The organism is Streptomyces sp. NRRL B-3229 (assembly GCF_000719505.1).
Taxonomy (GTDB): domain Bacteria; phylum Actinomycetota; class Actinomycetes; order Streptomycetales; family Streptomycetaceae; genus Streptomyces; species Streptomyces griseorubiginosus.
Genome location: NZ_JOGP01000021.1, coordinates 21302 through 42404, shown reverse-complemented (window position 1 = coordinate 42404; position 21103 = coordinate 21302). Strand labels below are relative to the sequence as shown.

Annotated in this window: 19 protein-coding genes; 8 read left to right on the top strand and 11 right to left on the bottom strand. The window is 71.9% G+C overall.

The window, feature by feature from the left end:
* Window positions 1-23: 23 nt before the first annotated feature.
* Window positions 24-1544, bottom strand: coding sequence for a sugar ABC transporter ATP-binding protein (locus tag IF54_RS0129845; protein WP_030324313.1), 1521 nt, complete (start codon window positions 1542-1544; stop codon window positions 24-26).
* Complete coding sequence (locus tag IF54_RS0129840; RefSeq protein ID WP_030324312.1) at window positions 1531-2628, bottom strand: substrate-binding domain-containing protein; 1098 nt, start codon at window positions 2626-2628, stop codon at window positions 1531-1533. The genes IF54_RS0129845 and IF54_RS0129840 overlap by 14 nt, the downstream gene beginning before the upstream one ends.
* A 503-nt stretch (window positions 2629-3131) precedes the next feature.
* Between IF54_RS0129840 and IF54_RS0129835 the strand changes: the two genes are divergently transcribed.
* From IF54_RS0129835 to mtnB, 3 genes are read left to right on the top strand one after another with little or no spacing between them, the layout of a single operon-like run.
* A complete protein-coding gene (locus IF54_RS0129835; RefSeq protein ID WP_030324310.1) occupies window positions 3132-3731 on the top strand; it encodes a 1,2-dihydroxy-3-keto-5-methylthiopentene dioxygenase in 600 nt (199 codons plus the stop codon).
* Entirely contained in the window at window positions 3728-4456 is a 729-nt protein-coding gene (gene mtnC, locus IF54_RS0129830; protein WP_030324308.1) for an acireductone synthase, read from the top strand. The genes IF54_RS0129835 and mtnC overlap by 4 nt, the downstream gene beginning before the upstream one ends.
* Window positions 4453-5061 (top strand): methylthioribulose 1-phosphate dehydratase, encoded by a 609-nt coding sequence (gene mtnB / locus IF54_RS0129825; protein WP_030324307.1) that lies wholly within the window; start codon window positions 4453-4455, stop codon window positions 5059-5061. The genes mtnC and mtnB overlap by 4 nt, the downstream gene beginning before the upstream one ends.
* 47 nt (window positions 5062-5108) lie before the next feature.
* Here the strand turns inward: mtnB and mtnA are convergent, their stop codons facing one another.
* Window positions 5109-6140 carry an S-methyl-5-thioribose-1-phosphate isomerase gene (mtnA, locus tag IF54_RS0129820; protein WP_030324304.1) on the bottom strand — a complete coding sequence of 344 codons (1032 nt, stop codon included), beginning with the start codon at window positions 6138-6140 and terminating at the stop codon, window positions 5109-5111.
* A gap of 260 nt (window positions 6141-6400) precedes the next feature.
* On the opposite strand from mtnA, the gene IF54_RS0129815 reads away from it, so the two are divergent.
* Window positions 6401-7072, top strand: a complete 672-nt coding sequence (locus tag IF54_RS0129815) for a FadR/GntR family transcriptional regulator (RefSeq protein ID WP_030324302.1) — start codon at window positions 6401-6403, stop codon at window positions 7070-7072.
* Between the two features lie 242 nt (window positions 7073-7314).
* Window positions 7315-8370 (top strand): PAC2 family protein, encoded by a 1056-nt coding sequence (locus IF54_RS0129810; RefSeq protein WP_030324300.1) that lies wholly within the window; start codon window positions 7315-7317, stop codon window positions 8368-8370.
* An 80-nt stretch (window positions 8371-8450) separates the two neighbouring features.
* Here the strand turns inward: IF54_RS0129810 and IF54_RS0129805 are convergent, their stop codons facing one another.
* The 5 genes from IF54_RS0129805 to IF54_RS0129785 all read right to left on the bottom strand — a co-directional run bounded on the left by IF54_RS0129805 (window position 8451) and on the right by IF54_RS0129785 (window position 13051).
* The gene (locus tag IF54_RS0129805) at window positions 8451-9398 is read right to left on the bottom strand and encodes an SMP-30/gluconolactonase/LRE family protein (protein ID WP_030324298.1); all 948 of its coding nucleotides are present in this window, start codon (window positions 9396-9398) and stop codon (window positions 8451-8453) included.
* 163 nt (window positions 9399-9561) lie between these two features.
* Window positions 9562-10791 (bottom strand): cysteine--1-D-myo-inosityl 2-amino-2-deoxy-alpha-D-glucopyranoside ligase, encoded by a 1230-nt coding sequence (mshC, locus tag IF54_RS0129800; protein WP_030324297.1) that lies wholly within the window; start codon window positions 10789-10791, stop codon window positions 9562-9564.
* A 101-nt stretch (window positions 10792-10892) separates the two neighbouring features.
* Window positions 10893-11705 carry an SCO1664 family protein gene (locus tag IF54_RS0129795; protein WP_199821262.1) on the bottom strand — a complete coding sequence of 271 codons (813 nt, stop codon included), beginning with the start codon at window positions 11703-11705 and terminating at the stop codon, window positions 10893-10895.
* Window positions 11669-12259 (bottom strand): DUF3090 domain-containing protein, encoded by a 591-nt coding sequence (locus IF54_RS0129790; RefSeq protein ID WP_030324295.1) that lies wholly within the window; start codon window positions 12257-12259, stop codon window positions 11669-11671. The genes IF54_RS0129795 and IF54_RS0129790 overlap by 37 nt, the downstream gene beginning before the upstream one ends.
* A 105-nt stretch (window positions 12260-12364) precedes the next feature.
* A complete protein-coding gene (locus tag IF54_RS0129785) occupies window positions 12365-13051 on the bottom strand; it encodes a histidine phosphatase family protein (RefSeq protein WP_028809915.1) in 687 nt (228 codons plus the stop codon).
* A 61-nt stretch (window positions 13052-13112) separates the two neighbouring features.
* On the opposite strand from IF54_RS0129785, the gene corA reads away from it, so the two are divergent.
* Window positions 13113-14108 carry a magnesium/cobalt transporter CorA gene (gene corA, locus IF54_RS0129780; protein WP_030324293.1) on the top strand — a complete coding sequence of 332 codons (996 nt, stop codon included), beginning with the start codon at window positions 13113-13115 and terminating at the stop codon, window positions 14106-14108.
* A gap of 105 nt (window positions 14109-14213) precedes the next feature.
* Here the strand turns inward: corA and IF54_RS0129775 are convergent, their stop codons facing one another.
* Window positions 14214-15002 (bottom strand): hypothetical protein, encoded by a 789-nt coding sequence (locus tag IF54_RS0129775; protein ID WP_030324290.1) that lies wholly within the window; start codon window positions 15000-15002, stop codon window positions 14214-14216.
* 806 nt (window positions 15003-15808) lie between these two features.
* Complete coding sequence (locus tag IF54_RS0129770) at window positions 15809-16864, bottom strand: LLM class F420-dependent oxidoreductase (RefSeq protein WP_020139291.1); 1056 nt, start codon at window positions 16862-16864, stop codon at window positions 15809-15811.
* 197 nt (window positions 16865-17061) lie between these two features.
* Here IF54_RS0129770 and IF54_RS0129765 point away from each other — a divergent pair, with 197 nt between their 5' ends.
* Both IF54_RS0129765 and IF54_RS0129760 read left to right on the top strand, forming a co-directional pair.
* Window positions 17062-18048, top strand: coding sequence for an aldo/keto reductase (locus IF54_RS0129765; RefSeq protein WP_030324287.1), 987 nt, complete (start codon window positions 17062-17064; stop codon window positions 18046-18048).
* The gene (locus tag IF54_RS0129760) at window positions 18045-20324 is read left to right on the top strand and encodes an ATP-dependent DNA helicase (protein WP_030324285.1); all 2280 of its coding nucleotides are present in this window, start codon (window positions 18045-18047) and stop codon (window positions 20322-20324) included. Before IF54_RS0129765 ends, IF54_RS0129760 begins: the two co-directional genes overlap by 4 nt.
* An 85-nt stretch (window positions 20325-20409) precedes the next feature.
* Here IF54_RS0129760 and IF54_RS0129755 read toward each other — a convergent pair whose 3' ends face one another.
* Entirely contained in the window at window positions 20410-21078 is a 669-nt protein-coding gene (locus IF54_RS0129755) for a hypothetical protein (protein ID WP_030324282.1), read from the bottom strand.
* Window positions 21079-21103 lie beyond the last annotated feature (25 nt).

Sequence of the window (21103 nt, the reverse complement as noted above, 5' to 3'; positions counted from 1 at the left end):
CGTAGTTCCTCAGGGAGCCGGGGTCACACGGACGCCGAGATGGTCTGGATCACGCGGTCGCGTTCCGCGTCCTCGCCGTACGCGTCGAGGTGGATCTCGCCGGCGGCGAGGACGACGACCCGGTCGGCGATCTCCAGGACCTCGTCGACATCGGCGGACAGGACGAGCACGGCGGCGCCCTCGGCGGCGAGGGTCCGGGCGCGGCGGCCGATGTCCCGGCGGGCGCCGATGTCCACGCCTCGGAACGGCTCGTCCAGGATGAGGACACGGGGGGTCTCGGCGAGCCAGCGGCCGACGACGACCTTCTGCTGGTTGCCGCCGGACAGCTCCTCCACGGTGCTGTGCTCGTCGCGGGCGACGACACCGAGGGCCTCGATGGTGTCGCGGCCGAGGGTGTCCTCCTTGGCACGCTGGACCAGTCCGCCCTTCGAGAGGGACTTCAGGAACGGCAGCGAGATGTTCTGGGCCAGCGACCAGCCCGGGACGAGGGCGTCGGCGTGCCGGTCCTCGGGGACCAGGTGCACTCCGGCCCGGATCGCGTCGGAGGGCCGCTTGGGCGCGTACGGTTCGCCGTCCAGTGCGGTGGAACCGGTCGTGAAGGGCTCGGCGCCGAACAGACCGCGGGCCAGTTCGGTCTTGCCGGCGCCCAACAGGCCCACGACGCCAGTGACTTCGCCGGTGCGCAGGTCGAGGTCCAGGGGCTTTCGGCCCTCGAAGAGCTGGACGCCTCGCAGGGAGAGGACGACGTCCCCTTCCGCGCCTTCCCGGACAGGCCGTGCCGTGGTCGCCTCCTGGGCCTGCGCCAGCATCGCGCGCAGGGCGCTGTCCCAGTCGAAGGGCCTGGCCTGGTCCTCGGTGAGCAGGCCGTCCCGCAGGACGACCAGGCGGTCGGCGAGCGCGTCGATCTCACCGAGGCGGTGGGAGACGTACAGGACCGCGATGCCGTCGTCGCGCATCCGCTCCACGAGCGCGAAGAGGCGTTCGGCCTCGGCGGCGGACAGCGCCGAGGTGGGTTCGTCGAGGATCAGCAGCCGGGGCCGGGTGGCCAGCGCACGGGCAAGGATCAGCAACTGGCGGTCGGAGATGCCGAGTTCGGTGACGTCCTTCCTGAGTACGGCGTCGCTCCAGCCGAGTTCGAGGCCGGCCTGGATCTCGCGGGCCCGCGCCAGCAGGCGGCGTCCGTTCAGGAACGGGTTGCCGCGTGCCTGCGCCAGTTCCTCGAAGACCAGGTTCTCGGCGACCGAGAGTCCCGGCACGATGCCTTCGCCGATGCGCTGGTGCACGGTCTGGATGCCCAACTGGCGGGCGGCGAGCGGGGACTGGAGAGCCGCGGGCTCCCCGGCGACCTGCACCTGGCCACCGTGGCCGGTGTGCACGCCGGACAGGATCTTGATCAGCGTGGACTTGCCGGCGCCGTTCGCCCCGAGCAGCGCGACCACGCTGCCCGGAGCGATGTCGAGCGAGACGGAGGCGAGCACGGTCCTGCCGCCGAACGCCATGCTGACGTCGGTCAGGGCGACCGCGGGAGCCTCAGTGGGCGACATTCGAGATCCAGTCCGCGGTGGAGACCTGGGACAGGTTCAGCGCGGGAAGCGCCGACCGCAGCTGGTCCATGTTCTGGATCTTCTTCTCGCGCAGGAAGTCCTGGGTGATGGCGACGGCCGGGAACTCCACGGAGGACTTGTTCAGCTGACCGGCCAGCTCCAGCGCGGTGGTGCGGACGACGGCCGCGCCGACCGCGGAGGGGTCGGTGCCGGCCGTGGCCACCCAGGGGCTGTCGGCGGCTGTCATCTGCTGGATGTCGGCGTTGGAGACGTCCGCACCGAAGACCTTCACCTTGCCCTGGAGCTTCTTGTTCTGCACCGCGAGGACCGTGCCCTTGGCGAGCTCGTCGTAGGGCGCGAAGATCCCGGTCACGTCGGAGTGCTGGGTGAGCGCGGCGGAGACCAGGGGAACGTTGTCGGTGGCCGTGGAGTCGGTGACCTTGCCGACCTTGAACTGCTGCTTCCAGGCCTGGGCGGCGACCTCCTTCGCCCACACGGTGTTCCGCTTGTCGAGGGCGGCGTAGCCGGCGACGTTGACGTAGCCGACCTTGGCGTTCTTGCCGAGGTCCTTGGACATCACGTCGAGGACGGCCTGAGCCATGCTGGCGTCGTCCTGCTCGGTGCTGACCACGCCCTTGGTGGAGGTCTCCACGTCGTAGACGACGACCTTGATGCCCTTCTTCACGGCCTGGTCGATCTCCGGCTGGATGGTCGCCGGGAAGCCGTGGTCGATGATGATCGCCTTGGCGCCGGAGTTGATCGCGGAGGACAGGTCGGTGGCCTGCTTGGCGTTGTCGGCCTGGGCGTCGTACACCGTCAGGTCGATGCCGAGGGCCTTGGCCTGGGCCTTGGCGCCGTTGCCCCACTGCTCGAAGTAGTCGCCGGCACCGCTCTGCCGGACCAGGGCCACCTTGACCGCGCCCGCGCTGAAGGGGGCGGGCTTCTTGCCGGTGGCGGCCGAGGCGGAGGCGACGGCGTCGCCGGTGTTCTTCGACGCGTCCGTCGACTGCGAGCACCCGGCGAGCGCGAGGGCGGACACGGACGCGAGAGAGAGCGCGGCAAGAGGCAGACGGGTGCGGGACATAGGTGCTCCAGGGGCGAGAGGAAGAAGGCAAAAGGGGTGTGAGTCCCGGAGCGGGCACGGGAAGTGCGCCACCGAAGCAGAAGGTGGCGGGGCGCGAAGGGGCTCCGGAAGGGGGTCAGCGACAGCTGGCGGTGGTCGTCCGAAGCAGGTCCACGTACAGCCGCCGCACGAGCAGCAGCGTCTTCATACGCAGATCATGGGAACGTTTTCAGCCAGGCGTCAAATGTTTTGGAACCGCTTTCTCAGCAGGTGAGACAACGACTACGTCACACCAGGTGCAGGTCATGACCCCGGTTACCATCACAAGACCGGCACCCGACCCGGCACAGTGAGGCCCCGATGACGACAGCTGGCGCGAAAGCGATGTGCATGCCTGACATGCGCCGCTGTTGCCGCGCGCTGTGTCGCGGCTGACCCACCGCCGCCGTCCCTCTTCCTCCCCTGCCCGTCCGGCGCTTGTCCCGCTATCCGGACTTCCCTTCCAGACTCCTGGAGTTGTTCCCATGACGCTGCTGACCACCTGGTCCGAGTCCGGCCCCGAGACCCTGGTCCGCCGCACCTCGGATCCGGCCGAGATCGCCGAGGCGCTGAAGCCCCTGGGCGTGCGCTACGAGCAGTGGCCGGTCCGCGAGGACGTCCCCTCCGACGCCGACAGCGAGACCGTGTTCGCCGCCTACGGCCCCGAGATCGACAGGCTGAACGCCGAGGAGGGCTTCACGACGGTCGACGTCCTCGGCCTGCACCCCGGCGACGACCCGGAGTTCCCCGCGAAGGCCAAGGCGGCACGCGAGAAGTTCCTCCAGGAGCACACGCACGACGACGATGACGAGGTGCGCTTCTTCGTCTCCGGCTCCGGCATCTTCTACCTGCACGTGAACGGCGAGGTGCACGCGGTCTTCTGCGAGAAGGGCGACCTGCTGGGCGTGCCGCGCGGCACCACCCACTGGTTCGACATGGGCACCAGGCCGTCGTTCACGGCGATCCGCTTCTTCCACGAGGAGGACGGCTGGATCGGCAACTTCACCGGCTCGGCCATCGCCTCCCGCTTCCCGGACTACGACACCATCGCGGCCGGGTACGAAGCCGACAGGGCCGCCGCGTGAGCGTGCGGGACCTGACGTACGCCGTGGACGCCGTGGTGCTCGACATCGAGGGCACCACGAGCGCCACGGGGTTCGTCGTCGACGTGCTGTACCCGTACTCGCGCTCCCGGTTCGCCGCGCTGCTCGCCGAGCGGTCGAAGGACCCGGAGGTGGCCCGGGCGGTGGCCCAGGTGCGCGAGGAGATCGGCGAACCGGACGCCGACGCCGCGCGCGTGGAGAAGGCGCTGAACTCCTGGCTCGACGACGACGTCAAGGCGACCCCGCTGAAGACCCTCCAGGGCCTCATCTGGTCCGAGGGCTTCGCCCGCGGCGACCTCGTCTCGCACTTCTACGACGACGTCGTACCGCGGCTGCGCGCCTGGCACTCCGCGGGCGTACGGCTGTACGTGTACTCCTCGGGGTCGGTGGCGGCGCAGCGGGCGTGGCTCACCAACAGCCCGGAGGGTGACCTGACGTCACTGGTCTCCGGGCTCTACGACACCGAGAACGCCGGGCCCAAGCAGGAGGCGGAGTCGTACCGCCGGATCGCCGCGACGACCGGCGTCGCGCCGGACCGCCTGCTGTTCCTGTCCGACCGGCCCGGCGAACTGGACGCGGCCCGCGCGGCGGGCTGGCACACCGTCGGGGTACGGCGGCCCGGGGAGCCGTACTTCGAGCAAGGCGTCGGCGACCACGCTGCGGCGGGGACGTTCGACGAGATCACCGTTTCCAGGAGCACCACGTGACAACCGACATCAGCGCATTCGACCTGGAAGAGGCGGGGGCGGTCCTCGCCGCCGAGTCCGCCCGCTTCGCCTCCTTCGGCTGGATGCGGGGCACCTCCGGCAACCTGTCCGTGGTGCTCTCGCGGGACCCGCTGCGGCTCGCGGTCACCGCCAGCGGCCACGACAAGGGTGAACTGACGCCCGCGGACGTCGTATTGGTGGACGCACAGGGGGCGGCCGTGCGGGGCGGCAAGCCGTCCGCCGAGGCCGAGCTGCACGCGCGCGTGGCCGCGCTCACCGGGGCCGGTGCCGTGGTCCATGTGCACACCGTCGCCTCGGTGGCCATGGGCAGGCGGGAGCCGGGCGGGATCGTCTTCAGCGACCTGGAGATGCTCAAGGGCGTCGGCCAGCCCGCGCACGACGTCGAGGTGACCCTTCCGGTGATCGCCAACAGCCAGGACATGAAGGTGCTGGGCGACCGGCTGGAGGAGGCGCGCGACCCCCGGATGCCGGCGGTGGTCGTGGCCGGGCACGGGCTGTACGTGTGGGGCGCCGATCCGCGCCAGGCCCGGCATCACACCGAAGTGGTGGAGTGGCTGCTGGAGTTGGAGCTGACGGGCCGCTGAGACCGCGCGAGGGGATCCCCGGCCGGGGTCCCCTCTGCTGTGTGCGTCTACTTCAGCCGGTCGCCCGGCAGTTCACCGGCCGAGATTTCCAGCACGCCCCGCTCGGTCACCAGCCCCGTGATCAGCCGGCCCGGTGTCACGTCGAAGGCCGGGTTGTGGCCGCGGGACTCCGCCGGCGCCGTCCGGACGCCCGCCCACTCCAGCACCTCGGCCTCGGCGCGGAGTTCGATGTGGATGTCGTCGCCGGTCTTGGTGGCGAGGTCGACCGTGGTGGTCGGTGCCGCGACCAGGAAGGGGATGCCCGCGTCGGCGCAAGCGAGGGCCACGCCCACGGTGCCCACCTTGTTCGCCGTGTCGCCGTTCGCCGCGATGCGGTCGGCCCCGACGATCGCCGCGTCGACCTCACCGCGCAGGATCGTCCCGGCGGCGGCCCCGTCCGTCTGGACGTAGTGCGGGATGCCCTCCTGGACCAACTCCCAGGCGGTGAGCCGGGATCCCTGGAGCAGCGGGCGCGTCTCGTCGGCGTAGACGACCTCCAGAAGGCCGCGCGCGTGGAGTTCGCGGACGACCCCGAGGGCCGTGCCCCAGCCCGCGGTGGCCAGCGCTCCCGTGTTGCAGTGCGTGAGGATCCGCAACGGCCGGTCCCCGCCGACCCGTTCGAGCAGCCAGTCGGCACCGAACCCACCCATCGCGCGGTTCGCGGCGACGTCCTCGCGCTGGACGGCGGCGGCCTCCTCCAGTACCGCGTCCAGGCCCTCCTCGAAGCGGGTCATGACCCGGTCCACGCAGACCATGAGGTTGACCGCGGTGGGCCGGGCCTCACGGACCCGGGCGACGGCCGCCCGCACCTCGGCCTCGGACCACCCCTTGCGCTGCCCCTCGATGAGGGCGAGGGCGACGCCGTAGCCGCCCGCCGCGCCGATCGCGGGTGCGCCCCGGACCACGAGGCGCTGGATCGCGTCGACCAGGGTGTCCACATCGTGGACACTCAGCGACTCGGCGCGCTGCGGCAGCAGCGTCTGGTCTATCAGCGCGAGGCCGGATCCGGTCCATTCGACGGCGCGCAGTTCCTGGGGCATTTCGGGACACTCCTGATGTTCCGGTGGCTCTCGCCACCGTACATGACCTGGACGAACCACAGTTCGAGACAATCGGACACTTGCCCGGAAACGGGCCTCATGGCCGAGCGCCCTGTCCGCAGAATGAGACAAACAAGGAAGCCCGGCATCCGCGGACTCCGTATGACGCCTGATCGACTCCGGCGGACACGGCGCACTCGGCATACTGTGCTGAGACATCGGACGTCTCGGCACAGTGCGGGGCGAGAAGGGGGCCTGTCATGGCTGTCACCGACGAGGCGATCGAGAAGATCAAGGACATGATCGTCTCCGGCGCACTGCGCCCCGGCGACCGGCTCCCCAAGGAGAGCGAGCTCGCCGCCGACCTCGGGCTGTCCCGCAACTCGTTGCGCGAGGCGGTCCGGGCGCTGTCGCTCATCCGGATCCTGGACGTCCGGCAGGGCGACGGCACCTATGTGACCAGCCTGGATCCGCAACTCCTGCTGGAGGCGATGAGCTTCGTCGTGGACTTCCACCGCGACGACACGGTCCTGGAGTTCCTTGCCGTGCGGCGCATCCTGGAGCCGGCCGCCACCGCGATGGCCGCCTCCCGGATCAGCGAACAGCAACTGGACGCGCTGGGCGCCCAGTTGGACAAACTCGGCGACAGCCCGTCGGTGGAGGAACTGGTCGCCTCCGACCTGGACTTCCACCGGGGGATCGTGCAGAGCTCCGGCAACTCCGTGCTCTGCTCGCTCATGGACGGGCTGTCCGGGCCCACCACCCGGGCCCGGATCTGGCGCGGACTGACCCAGGAGGACGCGGTCAGCCGCACCCTGCACGAGCACCGGGCGATCCTCGCGGCCCTGCGCGACCGGGACACCGAGGCGGCCCGCTCCTGGGCGACCGTGCACATCGCGAGCGTGGAGCAGTGGTTGCGCTCCTCCCTGTGAGAAACCCGCGGCAAGCCGCTCCGGGGAAGCCTGCGTGAAGCCGCTTTGTGAGGAGCCTGCGTGAAGCCGCCCTGTGAGAAGCCTGTGTGAAGCCGCCGATCAGCACCGGAACGGGGGGTGTTCCGGGGTGGCGGACGGGGCAGTGATCCGTTCACTCCCCCGTGCAAGGGGGCTGCGGGCGCCCCCGCCGGACGCCGTAAGGTTGGTGCGTTAAGCGAGGGCACGTCGGAAGGAGGCGCTGGGTGATCGAGCTCGAGGGGGTTCCCGAGCTGATCGACCCGGTCATGGTGGCCGCGTTCGAGGGCTGGAACGACGCCGGCGACGCCGCCTCCACCGCGGTCGCGCATCTGGACAGGGAGTGGAAGGGCGAGGTGTTCGCGGCGCTCGACGCCGAGGACTACTACGACTTCCAGGTGAACCGCCCCACGGTGTGGCTGGACGGCGGAGTGCGCAAGATCACGTGGCCGACGACAAGGTTGTCCGTGGTCCGTGTGGGCGGTGAGAAGCCGCGCGATCTCGTACTGGTCCGAGGAATCGAACCGTCGATGCGGTGGCGGTCGTTCTGCAACGAGTTGCTGGGCTTCGCCCACGAACTCGGCGTGGAGCTCGTGGTGATCCTGGGCGCGCTGCTCGGCGACACCCCGCACACCCGTCCGGTGCCGATCAGCGGGACCACGTCCGATCCGGACCTGGCCCAGCGGATGGACCTGGAGGAGACGAAGTACGAGGGCCCCACGGGCATCGTCGGGATCCTCCAGGAGGCCTGCACCCACGCGGGCGTGCCCGCGGTGTCGCTGTGGGCGGCCGTACCGCACTACGTGTCGCAGCCGCCGAACCCGAAGGCGACGCTGGCCCTCCTGAACCGTCTGGAGGACCTGATCGACGTACGGATCCCGCTGGGCGAGCTGGCCGAGGACGCGCGCGCCTGGCAGGTGGGCGTGGACCAGCTGGCCGCCGAGGACAGCGAGGTCGCGGAGTACGTGCAGACGCTGGAGGAGGCCCGGGACACCGCGGAGCTGCCGGAGGCCTCGGGTGAGGCGATCGCCCGGGAGTTCGAGCGGTATCTGCGGCGCCGGGACGGCGGCCAGCCGGGTCAGCCGGGCGGGCACGCGACCGCGGACGGGAGTGACAGCACGGCCTATCTGCGGGACAGCCCCGGCGGCGGCCGCACCAGGCCGTCCAAGGCGCCGAAGCCGGAGCCGGAGACAGGGGCGGAGGCGGAGACCGACCGGGACACCGACGCGGGGACCGGGACGGGGGCCGAGCCGGACGACGGGGACTCGCCGTCGCAGGAGTGAGCCCACGCAGGCGTGAGCCCACGCAGGCGTGAGCGGACACAGGGCGGTGCGCGGAATGCCGCGCACCGCCCTCGGCCGTGTCAGACCTGGTCCACCGCCACCACGTCGTACTCGGTGGTCGGCGTCGGCTCCGTGTCGAAGCGCGCGTTGGGCAGATAGAGACGGCTGCCCCAGGCGGCGACCGTGGTCGGGATGCGGAAGCGCGGGTCGGTGATGCGGGTGACGACGGTGCCCCGGGTGCCGGAGTCGTTCAGCCGGAACACGTCGATCGCGTTCTGCTGCTGCTGGACGGCGTAGAGGATCCGGCCGAGCAGCAACAGGCCGTCGCCGTTGGGGAGTTTCGCCCCGCCCAGGTCGACCGCGCGGGCGGCTCCGGTGCGCGGGTCGACCCGCATCAGGCCGCCGCCGTTCGCGAAGGCGTTCACCAGCAGCAGCGCGCGGCCGTCGGGCGTGCGCTCGATGCCGTTGGCGGTGAAGTCGGGCCCCTGCTGCCATTCGCCCGTCAGCGGTACGGTCTCCACCGCGCCCTTGGCCAGTCGGTAGAGCACCGGCTTGAAGGAGTCGGTGAACCAGGCGGCGCCCGGGGTGAGGACCACGTCGTTCACGAAGGTCCCACCGGTGGCGTGCACCTGCTCGGTCTCGCCGGTGCGGGCGTCGGCGACCCGGATCTCGGCGCTGTCGCCGCCGGCGAGGAAGAGCGTGCCGTGCCGGTCGATCTTGAGGCCCACGGTCGGGCGGCCGGAGCCCTTCACGACGACCGAGCCGCGGCCCGTCGCCAGGCTCGCCCGGTAGACGTCGCCGTCGGCCAGGGAGCCGAAGTACGCGTACGGGCGGGAGCCGATGGTGATGCCCTCGGGCTGGAAGCCGTCGGGGAGGAGAAACCGGACGGGCCAGGGGGCCTGCCGGGTGCCGGCCGCCCGCGCGGTGCCGGCCGCCTGCGCGGTGCCGCCGAGCAGGGCCGCTCCGGTCAGGGCGGCGGTCGAGGTCAGGAGTGTGCGACGTGCGAAGGAACGTTCTGCGTGTGCCACGTGCGTCCTTCCGCAAGGAGGCCGGCGGGGCCGGCCGAACGGTCAAGCGACGCTCCTACCCCATCACATGACGGCCGCCACCACAGTGGTCCCGCGTTTTCTGCCTGCCCTGTGACGGACGGAGGGGCGCCCCCCGGCGGGAGCGCCCCTTCGGTCGTGCTGCCTAGAGGGCCACGCCCAGGAGAGCGTCCACCGCACGTGTCACCACACCGGGCGCGCCCGCGTCGGTGCCGCCCTGCTCCTGCTGCACGGCGGCCCAGCGGTCGACGGCGAGGAGCGCGGCGGGGGCGTCCAGGTCGTTCGAGAGGGCCTCGCGGATCTCCTCGACGAGCGCCTCGGCGGACGGTCCGTCGGGCCGTGAGACGGCGGCACGCCAGCGCCCGAGCCGGTCCAGGGCGTCTTGGAGGACCTGGTCGGTCCACTCCCAGTCGGCGCGGTAGTGGTGGGCGAGCAGCGCCAGGCGGATGGCGGCGGGGTCGACGCCCTCGCGCCGCAACTGCGACACGAAGACCAGGTTGCCCTTGGACTTGGACATCTTCTCGCCGTCCAGGGCGACCATGCCGGCGTGGACGTACGCCTTGGCCATGGGGAACTCGCCGGTGAGCACCTGGGCGTGGGAGGCGCCCATCTCGTGGTGCGGGAAGGCGAGGTCGGAGCCGCCGCCCTGGACGTCGAAGGTCATGCCGAGGTGGTCGAGGGCGATGGCGACGCACTCGATGTGCCAGCCGGGGCGGCCACGGCCCAGGGAGCCGCCGTCCCAGCTGGGCTCGCCGTCGCGGGCGGCCATCCACAGCATCGGGTCGAGGGGGTTCTTCTTGCCCGGCCGGTCCGGGTCGCCGCCGCGCTCGGCGGACAGCAGGCGCATCGCGGCCGCGTCGAGGTTCGAGACCTTGCCGAAGTTCGGGTCGGACTCGACGGAGAAGTAGGTGTCCCCCTCGAGTTCGTAGGCGGCACCGGCGTCCCGCAGTCGCTCGACGAGCGGCACGATCCCGGGTATCGCCTCGACCGCGCCGATGTAGTGCCGCGGCGGCAGCATGCGCAGGGCGGTCATGTCCTCGCGGAAGAGAGCCGTCTCCTTCTCGGCGAGGGCTGCCCAGTCGACGCTGTCCCGCTCGGCCCGCTCCAGGAGCGGGTCGTCGATGTCGGTGACGTTCTGGACGTAGTGAACCTGCCGCTTGGTGTCGAGCCACACGCGCTGCACGAGGTCGAACGCGTTGTAGGTCGCCGCGTGCCCCATGTGGGTGGCGTCGTACGGCGTGATACCGCAGACGTAGAGACGGGCGACGGGACCGGGGTCAAGGGAGACCAAGCCACCGGTCGCGGTGTCGTGGATCCTCAGGTCGCGGCCCTGACCAGGCAGGGCGGGGACCTCGGAAGCGGGCCAGGCATGCATGTCATGAGCCTAACCGGACGGATGTTCCGTATACGAACCGGACCGGGCCGGATGGCCGGTAAGGCCTTCTTGCGCGATACGGCCCGGTGTGCAGCGCGCCGTCAGACGGGCGGCCAGGGAATGGCGGGCCACTCTCCGCTCGGCTCGGGGTGCTTGCCGGTCTCCAGCAGCGCGTCGACACGCGCGCGCGTGGCGTCCAGTTCGGCGGGGGTGATCAGGCCGGCCAGCCGGGCGGCGAGCTGTCCCGCGAGGGCGTCCTTGAGGCCCTTCAGCACCTCGACCGCCTCCCCCGTCAAGGGCTCTCCCGCCCAGCCCCACAGCAGGGTCCGCAGCTTGTTCTCGGCGTTGAAGGTCACGCCGTGGTCGATGCCGTAGAGGCGGCCGCCCTCCGCGGGCAGCAGATGGCCGCCTTTGCGGTCGGCGTTGTTGATCACCGCGTCGAGGACGGCCAGCCTGCGCAGCCGCTCGTCGTCGGCGTGCACCAGCAGCGCGGTCCGCCCCTCGCCGACCTCGGCGAAGCCGATGGCCTTCCAGCCCGGCTCGGGCTCCTCGGCGTCGACCAGGGCGAGCAGCTCGCTGCCCGGGGCGCCCTCGACCCACAGCTGGCACATGCCCTCGCCGTAGGGCCCGTCGCGCAGCACCGTGGGCGGGACGAGCCCCCAGCCGGTGGCCTCGGACACCTCGTACGCGGCGACCTCGCGCTGGGCGAGGGTGCCGTCGGGGAAGTCCCACAGGGGGCGCTCGCCGCGCACCGGCTTGTAGACGCAGAGGACCTCCTGGCCCTCGTACGCGACGGAGCACTGGAGCACCGCGTTGGAGGCGTCCCGGATCTGCCCGCGTACCGTCAGCTCACCGCGGGTGAGCACCTCTGCCGTGGTCACGCTCCGCGGCGGTATCCGTTCTGGCGCGGACATACGTGTCCTTCCGGGTCGAGCGGGAGACTGCACAGCGGGCACGGCGGCCGCCCGGCGTTGACGACCTCCAGGGCGCGCTTGGCGAAGGCCCTGGCCTGCGCGCCGGTGAGCCGGACCCGCAGCATCGGGGGTCCGTTCTCCTCGTCCTGGAGGAGCCGCTCCTCGGCCTCGGCGAGGTCCTCCTCGGAGTCGGCCTCCAGCTCGACGAGGGCCTGCGCCTCGACGATCATGCGCTGTTCCTCGCCGTCCCAGGCCAGCGCCATGGTGCCGACCCGGAACTCCTCCTCGACGGGGGTGTCGAGGGGCGCGGTGTCGGCGATGTCGGTGGGCGGCACGGCCGGCACGGGGGCGCTGCCGCCGCTGCGGCGCACGACCTCGTCGAGGAGTTCGTCCATCCGCTCGGCGAGGGCGGCCACCTGTGTCTTCTCGAGGGCCACGCTGGTCACTCGGGGGCCGGCCGTGGCCTGGAGGAAGAACGTACGGCGCCCGGGCAGTCCGACCGTGCCGGCCACGAAGCGGTCCGGCGGGTCAAAGAGGAACACCTGACGGGACACGTCCTGTCTCCATGGGATTCGTGAGTACGGGAACGACGGGAACGGTGGGGACGTCCATGCGTGAACGCGCGTGTGTGAACCGCTTCACCCTACTGCGCCCGGCGATCACGGTGCGCCCGCACCACCACCGACCGGGGCGTCGCCGCCCGCCGTCTCCTCGCGCGGCATCAGGGACGCGAAGTCACCGGTGTCGCCGAGACGGACGAGGAACGGCCTGAGTCGTGTGTAGCGGATGACCGTGAGCGAGCAGGGTTCGACGGAGATCCTCTGGAAGAGGTCCAGATGAAGTCCGAGTGCGTCCGCCACGAGCGACTTGATGATGTCGCCGTGCGAGCACATCAGATAGACGGCGTCGGCGCCGTGATCACGCTCCACGCGCGCGTTCCACTCCCGTACGGCCTCCGCCGCGCGGGTCTGCATCGCCCGCATGGACTCGCCGCCGGGGAACGCGGCCGCCGAGGGGTGGGCCTGGACGACCTCCATGAGGGGCTCGTCCATCAGCTCGGCGAGCTTGCGGCCGGACCAGTCGCCGTAGTGGCACTCGCCGATGCGCTCCTCGCTGTGCACGGGGAGGCCGGGCCGGGCGTCGAGCAGCGGCTGGACCGTCTCCTGGCAGCGCTGGAGGGGGCTGACGACGACCTCGGAGACCGGCACGCCGTCGAGCCGGCCGGGCAGCGCGGCGGCCTGTGCGGCGCCGCGCTCGTCCAGGGCGACCCCGGGCGTCCACCCGGCGAGCAGCCCTTCGGTGTTCGCGGTGGACCGTCCGTGCCTGACAAGGATCAACGTGGGCATGCGGCAAGGGTAGGCGTACGCCGTAATGCCATGTTTCTCGAGCGACGGGAGAATACCCTCCGTGATCGTCGACTGTGCCATCTACCGGGAGGGACACCGGACCGACGGACCTTCGGACCTGTCGGACGCGCTGGACGAGGCGCGGTCGGCGGGCGGGTTCGTGTGGATCGGGTTGCACGAGCCGTCGGAGAAGGAGTTCGAGCTGGTCACCAAGGAGTTCGGACTGCATCCGCTGGCCGTGGAGGACGCCCTCAAAGCTCATCAGCGACCCAAGCTGGAGGTGTACGACGACTCGCTGTTCGTCGTTCTCAAGCCGGTCGTGTACGAGCCGGACAGCGATGCCGTCTCCACCGGCGAGGTGATGCTCTTCCTCGGTGACGCCTTCGTGGTGACGGTCCGTCACGGCGTGGGCTCGCCGCTGAAGGCCGTCCGTGAGCGTCTGGAGCGGGAGCCGAAGCTGCTCGGCAAGGGACCCACCGCGGTGCTGTACGCCGTCGCCGACGCCGTCGTGGACCACTACCTGGAGGTGGCGACGGAGCTCAGCACCGACCTGGAGGAACTGGAGGCGGAGGTCTTCTCGCCGGACGGCGGCGGTTCTCGGGGCACCGCCTCGCGGATCTACACGTTCAAGCGGCAGGTCCTGGAGTTCCGCCGGGCCACGGTCCCGCTCTCGATGCCGATGACGAGGCTCGCCGGGGTGGGGGCGTCCGGCGGCACGGTGCCGTTCGTGAACGACCGGGCACGGCCCTTCTTCCGGGACGTCAACGACCATCTCGTGCGCGTGAACGAGTCCGTGGAGGGCCTGGACCGGCTGGTGTCGGACGTGCTGTCGGCGCATCTCGCGCAGATGAGCGTGCGGCAGAACGACGACATGCGGAAGATCTCCGCGTGGGCGGCCATGGCCGCGGTCCCCACGATGATCGCGGGGATCTACGGCATGAACTTCGACCACATGCCGGAGCTGCACTGGGTGTGGTCGTATCCGGCGGTCATCGTGGTGATGGCTGTCCTGGAGGTGCTGCTGTACCGGACGTTCAAGCGCCGGGGGTGGCTGTAGGGGTCCTGGCCGTGGCTTTAGGGGTCCCGGGCGTGGCTTTAGGGGCCCAGGGCGTGGCTTTAGGGGTCCCGGGAGCTGTAGGGGCCCTGGGGCGCGCGGGCGGACTCAGGCGAACTCGGGCGCCGAGGCGGCCGGGCCGCCCAGTGCGTCGCGGCGTTCCGGCATCCGCAGGGAGACCATGCGGCGCCAGCCGGCGGCGCGCTCGTAGGCGTAGACGGCGTGGATGCCCGCGGCGAGCACGGCGGACTTCGCGCGCGACCAGCCGAGGATGCGGCCCATGTGGGCCATCACGGCGAGGCTGACGTCCCGGTAGACGCGGATCTCGGCCAGCGCGCACTCCCTGAGCGTGCGCTGGATGACACGGCCGTGGCCCGCGCGGGCGAAGCGGAGCAGTTCCTCGTGGCAGTAGGCGAGGTGATTGTCCTCGTCCGCCGAGATCATCCGCACCGCGCGGCCGAGTTCGGGATGGTCGGCGAAGTGCTTGCGCAGCAGCTCCATCTGCTCGGAGGCCCGCTGCTCGGTGACCCTGCTGTGCGCGAGGTAGGTGACGATGTCCTGCACGCTGAGCGGTTCGTCGCTCTTGAGCTTGTCGTGGGCGAGGCCGATGCCGTGCCGCTCCAGGAGCATCGTGTAGTCGGTCTCCGGGGGGACCGGGACGGGTTCGAGCCTGCGCTTCTTCATCAGGGCGTTGAAGATCCGTCCGTGTTTGTCCTCGTCCGCCCCATGCCGGGTGATCTTGGGGGCGAGGGCGCGCTCGCCGGGCGGCACGAGGGCGGCGATGCGGGCGTTCTCCCAGCCGCCCTGGGACTCCCCGCTGGCCGCGATGGAGCAGAACAGCCGGAAGGACTCGTCGTCGTCGAGGATCTCCTGGAACAGACTCTTGGCCGAAAGCATCGTGGGGCACCTCTCTGCCGGATTCCGCGGCAATCCGCAAAGAACGAGTCAAATGCGGCGTGAAGGGGGCCGCAACAGCTGTGTCGGACAACTCCGCCAAAAGGAGGACCAGCGGGCTCGCCACACGGGCGTAACCGCGCGGGCACGGGCGCGTTGGTTCACATGACGGCCGTGGCGGGGAAGACCCCCGAGCCCCCACCACGGCCGGATGCCTCCGGCGGGTGGGCCGGGTACGCGGATGGGCCGGGGTCGGGGTGATGCGACCGGCCGTCGGTCGGGGTGCAGGGTGACGCCGTCGGCGGGTGAGTCGGCCGCACAGCTACGGGCCCGACGGGGTGGGCCGGGTGCATGTCGAGGTCAGCGGCACACGGGGCGGGTGCAGGCCAACGCTCCCGGCGGGCGGGCCGACTTACGGCGCCGACCAGGTGAGCGACGGCCTCTCTACGGCCAGGACCAGGTGGGCGCCGGCCTCTCTGCGGCCGGACCAAGTGCGCGCGCATCTCGCCGGCGTCGGGGTACGAACTCATCTCGCCGACATCGGGGTACGCGCTGATCCGCCTGGGTCGGGCCAGGGGCCACGCCGGCGTCTCTGTGGAGGGCCCCGTGTGCGCGGGCGGGGCCACTGCGCAGAGCGATGTCGGGGTCCGGGGCGGACGGGGACCGAGGTGTACGGCCCTGGCGCCCGCCCGCGGAGGGGGACCGAGGTATACGAGCCTGGACCGAGGTATACGACCCTGGCCCTGCCCGCCGACGGGGACCGAGGTGTACGGCCCTGGCGCCCGCCCGCGGACGGGGTCGGAGTACGGCTACGCGAGGCCCGCGCGCTCCAGGGCCTCCGTGCCCGCGCGGAGTGCGGCGAGGCGTTCGTCGAGGGTGAAGCCGGCGGGGGCGAGGGTCAGGGTGGTCACGCCGGCCGCCGCGTACTCCTTCATCCGGTCCGCGATCCGGTCCACCGAACCGAGCAGCGTCGTCTTGTCGATCAGGTCGTGCGGGATCGCCGCCGCGGCGCCCTCCTTGTCACCGGCCAGGTACTTGTCCTGGATCTCGGTGGCCGCCGCCTCGAAGCCCATGCGCCGGGCGAGCTGGTTGTAGAAGTTCTGCTTGCGGCTGCCCATGCCGCCCACGTACAGCGCGGTGTAGGGGCGGAAGGTGTCGGCGAGCGTCGTCACGTCCTTGTCCTCGCCCAGGGCGAGCGGCAGGGTCGGCACGATGTCGAAGCCCTCGAGGGTCTTGCCCGCCTTCTCACGGCCCGCCCGCAGGTACTGGATCGCGGTCTCCTCCAGGTGCTCCGCGGAGGGGAAGATCAGCAGGGCACCGTCGGCGATCTCGCCGGTCTGCTCCAGGTTCTTCGGGCCGATCGCGGCGATGTACAGCGGGATGTACTCGCGCTCGGGGTGCACGGTCAGCTTGAGCGGCTTGCCCGGTCCACCGGGCAGCGGCAGCGTCCAGTGCTGCCCCTCGTAGGACAGACGCTCACGCGACATGGCCTTGCGGACGATCTCGACGTACTCACGCGTGCGTGCCAGCGGTTTGTCGAACTTGACGCCGTACCAGCCCTCGGAGACCTGCGGTCCCGAGACGCCGAGGCCGAGGCGGAAGCGGCCACCGGAGAGCGAGTCGAGGGTCGCGGCGGTCATCGCGGTCATGGCCGGCTGGCGGGCCGGGATCTGGAAGATGGCCGAGCCGACGTCGATGCGCTCGGTCTGGGCGGCGACCCACGTCAGCACGGTGGCCGCGTCCGAGCCGTAGGCCTCGGCGGCCCAGCAGACGGCGTACCCGAGGCGGTCGGCCTCCTTGGCGACGGCGAGATTGTCCGCGTCCATTCCGGCGCCCCAGTAGCCGAGGTTGATCCCGAGCTGCATGGCCGATTCCCCTTACCGATCAGTAACGTCCCTTGTGGGCAGACCTTAGCGCGGCCGGACGGGCAGGGGCAGGTGGTGGGCCGTTCGGTGACCGGACGCGGATCCCCGTCCTGCTGGAACCCGTTGTCCCACACCTGCTGGAATCCGTTGTCCACAGGCACCCACGCGACAGGTTCTGGCCAGTAATCTCGGCGTTCATGGAGCAGAGGCATCTCGGCCGCACCGGCCTGCGCGTGTCCCGCATCGGACTCGGCACCCTCACCTGGGGCAGGGACACCGACGAGCACGACGCGGCGGACCTCCTGAAAACGTTCTGGGAGGCGGGCGGGACGCTGGTCGACACGGCGGACGTGTACGGCGACGGGGAGGCGGAGTACCTGCTCGGGCGCCTCATAGACGGCCTGGTCCCGCGCCGGGACCTGGTCATCTCCACGAAGGCGGGCAGCGTGCCCGACCCGGACCGCCGCGTCGACGGCTCGCGCGGGCACCTCCTCTCCGCGCTGGACGACTCCCTGGCCCGGCTCGGCACGGACTACGTCGACGTCTGGCACGTCCACTCCTACGACCCCCGCACCCCGCTGGAGGAGACGCTGCACGCGCTCGACCTGGCGGTCAGCAGCGGCCGGGTCCGCTATGCCGGGGTGTCCGACTTCTGCGGCTGGCAGCTCGCCAAGGCGGGGACCTGGCAGCTGGCGGCGCCAGGGGTGCGGACCCGGCTGGCCGCGACGCAGCTGGAGTACTCACTGCTCCAGCGCGGCATCGAGCGTGAGGTGCTGCCGGCCGCGCTGGACCTGGGCATCGGACTGCTGCCGTCCTCACCCCTGGGGCGCGGTGTCCTGACGGGCAAGTACCGCGGGGACACGACACCGGCCGACTCGCGGGGCGCCTCGGAGCATCTGGCGCCGTTCGTCGCGCCCTACCTCGACGACACGGCAAGCCGCATCGTGGACGCGGTGACGACCGCGGCCGACGGACTCGCCGTCACCCCGCTCCAGGTGGCCCTCGCGTGGGTCCGGGACCGGCCGGGCGTGGTCGCCCCGATCGTCGGCGCGCGCAACTCGCAGCAGCTCACGGCGGCATTGTCAGTGGAGGCCCTTAGTCTTCCTGACGAGATCTGCCGGGCGCTCGACGATGTGTCGGCGCCCGTGCACCGCTATCCCGATCACGACTGGAGCACGCTGTGAGCACGGAGCCGGAGCCCACGGAGAAGACCGAGCCGGGGACGCGGGGGGCCGCGCCGGAGCCGGAGCCGGAGGAGACGGACGGCGAGCCGGGAGCGGAGGCCGAGGACAGGACGACCGAGGCGGCGGAGCCGACCGGGAGCGAAGCCGGCGAGGGCGCGAGCGGGGAATCCGGCGAGGGCGCGGACAAGGCGCAGCTCTCCGAGGCCGAGGCCGAGTTGGCGGCGCAGCGGGTCGAGCGGGAGCGGATCGCCCGGCGCAAGGCCGAGAAGAAGGCGCCCGTCGAGAGCGGGGCCAAGCTCAGCGGGAAGGCCGCCGATCTCCTCGCCGCCGTACGGGCCGTGGAGAGCGGGGCGAAGCCGGTGGCCGCCGTGTTCGGCGAGCCCGAGCCACCGCGTCGGCCCGCGCCGGAGGCGGCTCGGCCCCGACCGGTGTCGGCGGATGCGGAGCGAGTCCGTGCCGGTGCCGGTGCCAACAGCGGTGGTGGTACGGGAGCCGGCGGAGTCGGTTCCCCCGTCGGGCCCGGGCCGGAAGTCGTCGCGGCCGTGCGGCGGGTGCTGGCCGAGGGCGGCGCACCGGAAGGGCTCGCGCCGCAGGTGGCCGCGGCCCTCGGGGAAGCGGCGGACGACGAGCTGCGGGCGGATCCGTGGCAGTTGCTGCGGGTCGCCGGGGTGCGGCCCGAGCAGGCCGACGGGTTCGCGCGGGCGCTGCTCGGCGCTCAGTGCGCGCCGGACGACGAGCGGCGGGGGCGGGCGGTCACCGTCTGGCTCCTGGAGCAGGCGGCGCTCGCCGGGCACACCGCGCTGGAGATGCCGGCGCTCACCGCCGCGCTGGCCCAGCGGGGCGTGCCGGACACCGAAGCGGCCGTACAGAGCACGATCGCCGAGGCTGAGGCCCTGGTCTTCCAGGACGCCCTCGACCCGACCGCCCCCGAGCCCGCGGAGGACCAGGAGGAGGGTGCGGAGCGGCCGGTGCGGATCCTGGTCGGGCTGGAGCGCTACGCCCTCGCGGAAGAGAGCCTCGCCGACGGTCTTGCCCGGCTGATCAACTCCGTGCCCAAGACGGACGGTTCGGCCGAGGACTGGGAGCGCGCGACCGCGTCGGCCAAGGGCTCCGCCGCCGAGCTGATCCGGGCGACGGCGGCCCACGGCCTGGTGCTGCACACCGGCGGCGAGGCGTCCGTGGCCGAACCGGCGGCCCTGCTGGAGGCGGCCCGGAGCCTGGGCCTGCGGGCCTGGGCGGCCATCCACAGCCCACTCGGCCGCGCCCGCTTCGAGGCCCTCCTCGGATCCGACCCGGACGGTACGGCGACCGCACAAGGAGCCGCAGGGCCCGTCGTCACCGTCGCCGGACTGCTCTCCGGGGCCGAAGGGCCCGGGCGGGACGGGGACGGGGCGTTCGATCTCGATGTGCTCGTCGTGCTCGACGCGCCCCAGCTGGACGTGGAGACGGCCGCGCTGCTGGTGGAGTCGCTGCCGGACGGGGCGCGGCTGGTGCTGGCCGGGGACCCGGCGGTGCTGTGGTCGGCGGGACCCGGGCGGGTCTTCGCGGACCTCCTCGCCGCGCGGATCTGCCCGCAGGTCGCCTCGCGCACGCCGGACCCCGGACCGCTGGGCGAGCTGGTCTCCGGGATCGGCATCGGTGAGCTGAACAAGGTCGAGGCGCCCGGCAAGGAGGTCGTGATCGTGCCGGTGCGGGACGCGGGTGAGGCCGTGCACCGGACCGTGCAGCTGGTCGCGGACTCGGTACCGCGGGCGATCGGCGTGCCGCCCGAGGAGACCCAGGTGATCACGCCGGGCCACGGCGGAGCGGCGGGCACCCGCGCGCTCAACGCGGCCCTGAAGGAGCGCCTCAACCCCGGCCCCGGCCGCTTCGGCGGCTTCGACCCCGGCGACCGCGTCGCCTACTCCCCCACCCCGGGCCGTACGGTCCCGGGCCAGGTGGTCAAGGCCGACGCGGACGGCCTGCACCTGACCTGCGCCGGCCGGCCCGTTGTCGTGCCGAAGGAGCGGGTGGAGCAGTCCGTGCGGCACGGCTGGGCCCTGACCGCGCACCAGGCGGTGGGGGGCCGCTGGCCGGCGGTGGTGGTGGTCCTGCCGGGTGACGCCGCTCAGGCCCTGACCCGGCCCTGGGTCTACACGGCCTTCGGCAGGGCGGCCCGCCACCTCTCCGTGGTCCAGGGCGCGGACCAGGCCCTGCCGAGAGCGGTGGCCGAGATCCCGGCCAAGCCCCGCACGACCCGCCTCCCCACCCTTCTGGCGACACCGGCGGCCGGCTGAGTCGTCCAGGACGGGGCCCGGCACCGGGCGGACAGCACGACGGCGGCCCCGGAGACCAGAGCTCCGGGGCCGCCGTCGCAGTGCCTCAGCGCTGATCCAGGTCCAACGGCTCCAGGTCCTCGTCCTCGAGATCGACCCCGTCGGCCAGGTCGTCATCGTCGTCGTCGAACACCGCGCTGACGTCGAACCGGCACACCACCCGCTCCACGTCCACCTGCTCGAACGGCGTCTCCAGCCACTCCCCCGGCTCGGCCGGTTCGTCCGCCGCGGTCACCCACAGCGTGGAGTCGCCCTCCTCCAGGCCGAACTCCTTGTGCCTGGAGGCGATCTCGTCCGGCTCGAACTCGCCGAAGAGCACACCCAGCGCGCCGTGCACGGTGCCGGAGGCCTCCGTGCCGAGCGTCTCGTCGGCCGCCTCGACCCGCTGCGCCTGCGCCAGCAGCCGCTGCGGTTCCACCACCGAGTAGTCACGGCGGATCAGCACGCTCAGCGCGTTCGGCTCCTCGGGGCCGGTGTAGGGCGCGGTGTCGTCCGCGCCGGGGATCTCGAAGGGGGTGACCTCGTCATAGCGGTCGTAGAGCAGCTCGTCGTACACCTCGGCGGCCGCGGCCAGTTCGTTGAAGGCCTCGTAGACGGCCGGGTCGTCCTCCCCCGACCTCCGTTCGACCGCGGCCAGGTGGCGGTCGAGCGCGGTCTTGACCGCCTCGGCGGCGGCACGTACCTCGGCAGCGGTGGGCTGCACAGCATCAGACATAGTGCAGACGCTATCCGTACCGGGC

Bases quoted from the DNA above. Each gene is read 5' to 3' on its own strand.
- IF54_RS0129845 (WP_030324313.1), bottom strand. From the start codon at position 1,544: ATGTCGCCCACTGAGGCTCCCGCGGTCGCCCTGACCGACGTCAGCATG.
- IF54_RS0129795 (WP_199821262.1), bottom strand. From the start codon at position 11,705: ATGTCCGCGCCAGAACGGATACCGCCGCGGAGCGTGACCACGGCAGAG.
- IF54_RS0129770 (WP_020139291.1), bottom strand. From the start codon at position 16,864: ATGCAGCTCGGGATCAACCTCGGCTACTGGGGCGCCGGAATGGACGCG.
- mshC (WP_030324297.1), bottom strand. From the start codon at position 10,791: ATGCATGCCTGGCCCGCTTCCGAGGTCCCCGCCCTGCCTGGTCAGGGC.
- IF54_RS0129835 (WP_030324310.1), top strand. From the start codon at position 3,132: ATGACGCTGCTGACCACCTGGTCCGAGTCCGGCCCCGAGACCCTGGTC.
- IF54_RS0129785 (WP_028809915.1), bottom strand. From the start codon at position 13,051: ATGCCCACGTTGATCCTTGTCAGGCACGGACGGTCCACCGCGAACACC.
- IF54_RS0129755 (WP_030324282.1), bottom strand. From the start codon at position 21,078: ATGTCTGATGCTGTGCAGCCCACCGCTGCCGAGGTACGTGCCGCCGCC.
- IF54_RS0129815 (WP_030324302.1), top strand. From the start codon at position 6,401: ATGGCTGTCACCGACGAGGCGATCGAGAAGATCAAGGACATGATCGTC.
- IF54_RS0129765 (WP_030324287.1), top strand. From the start codon at position 17,062: ATGGAGCAGAGGCATCTCGGCCGCACCGGCCTGCGCGTGTCCCGCATC.
- IF54_RS0129775 (WP_030324290.1), bottom strand. From the start codon at position 15,002: ATGCTTTCGGCCAAGAGTCTGTTCCAGGAGATCCTCGACGACGACGAG.
- IF54_RS0129840 (WP_030324312.1), bottom strand. From the start codon at position 2,628: ATGTCCCGCACCCGTCTGCCTCTTGCCGCGCTCTCTCTCGCGTCCGTG.
- mtnA (WP_030324304.1), bottom strand. From the start codon at position 6,140: ATGCCCCAGGAACTGCGCGCCGTCGAATGGACCGGATCCGGCCTCGCG.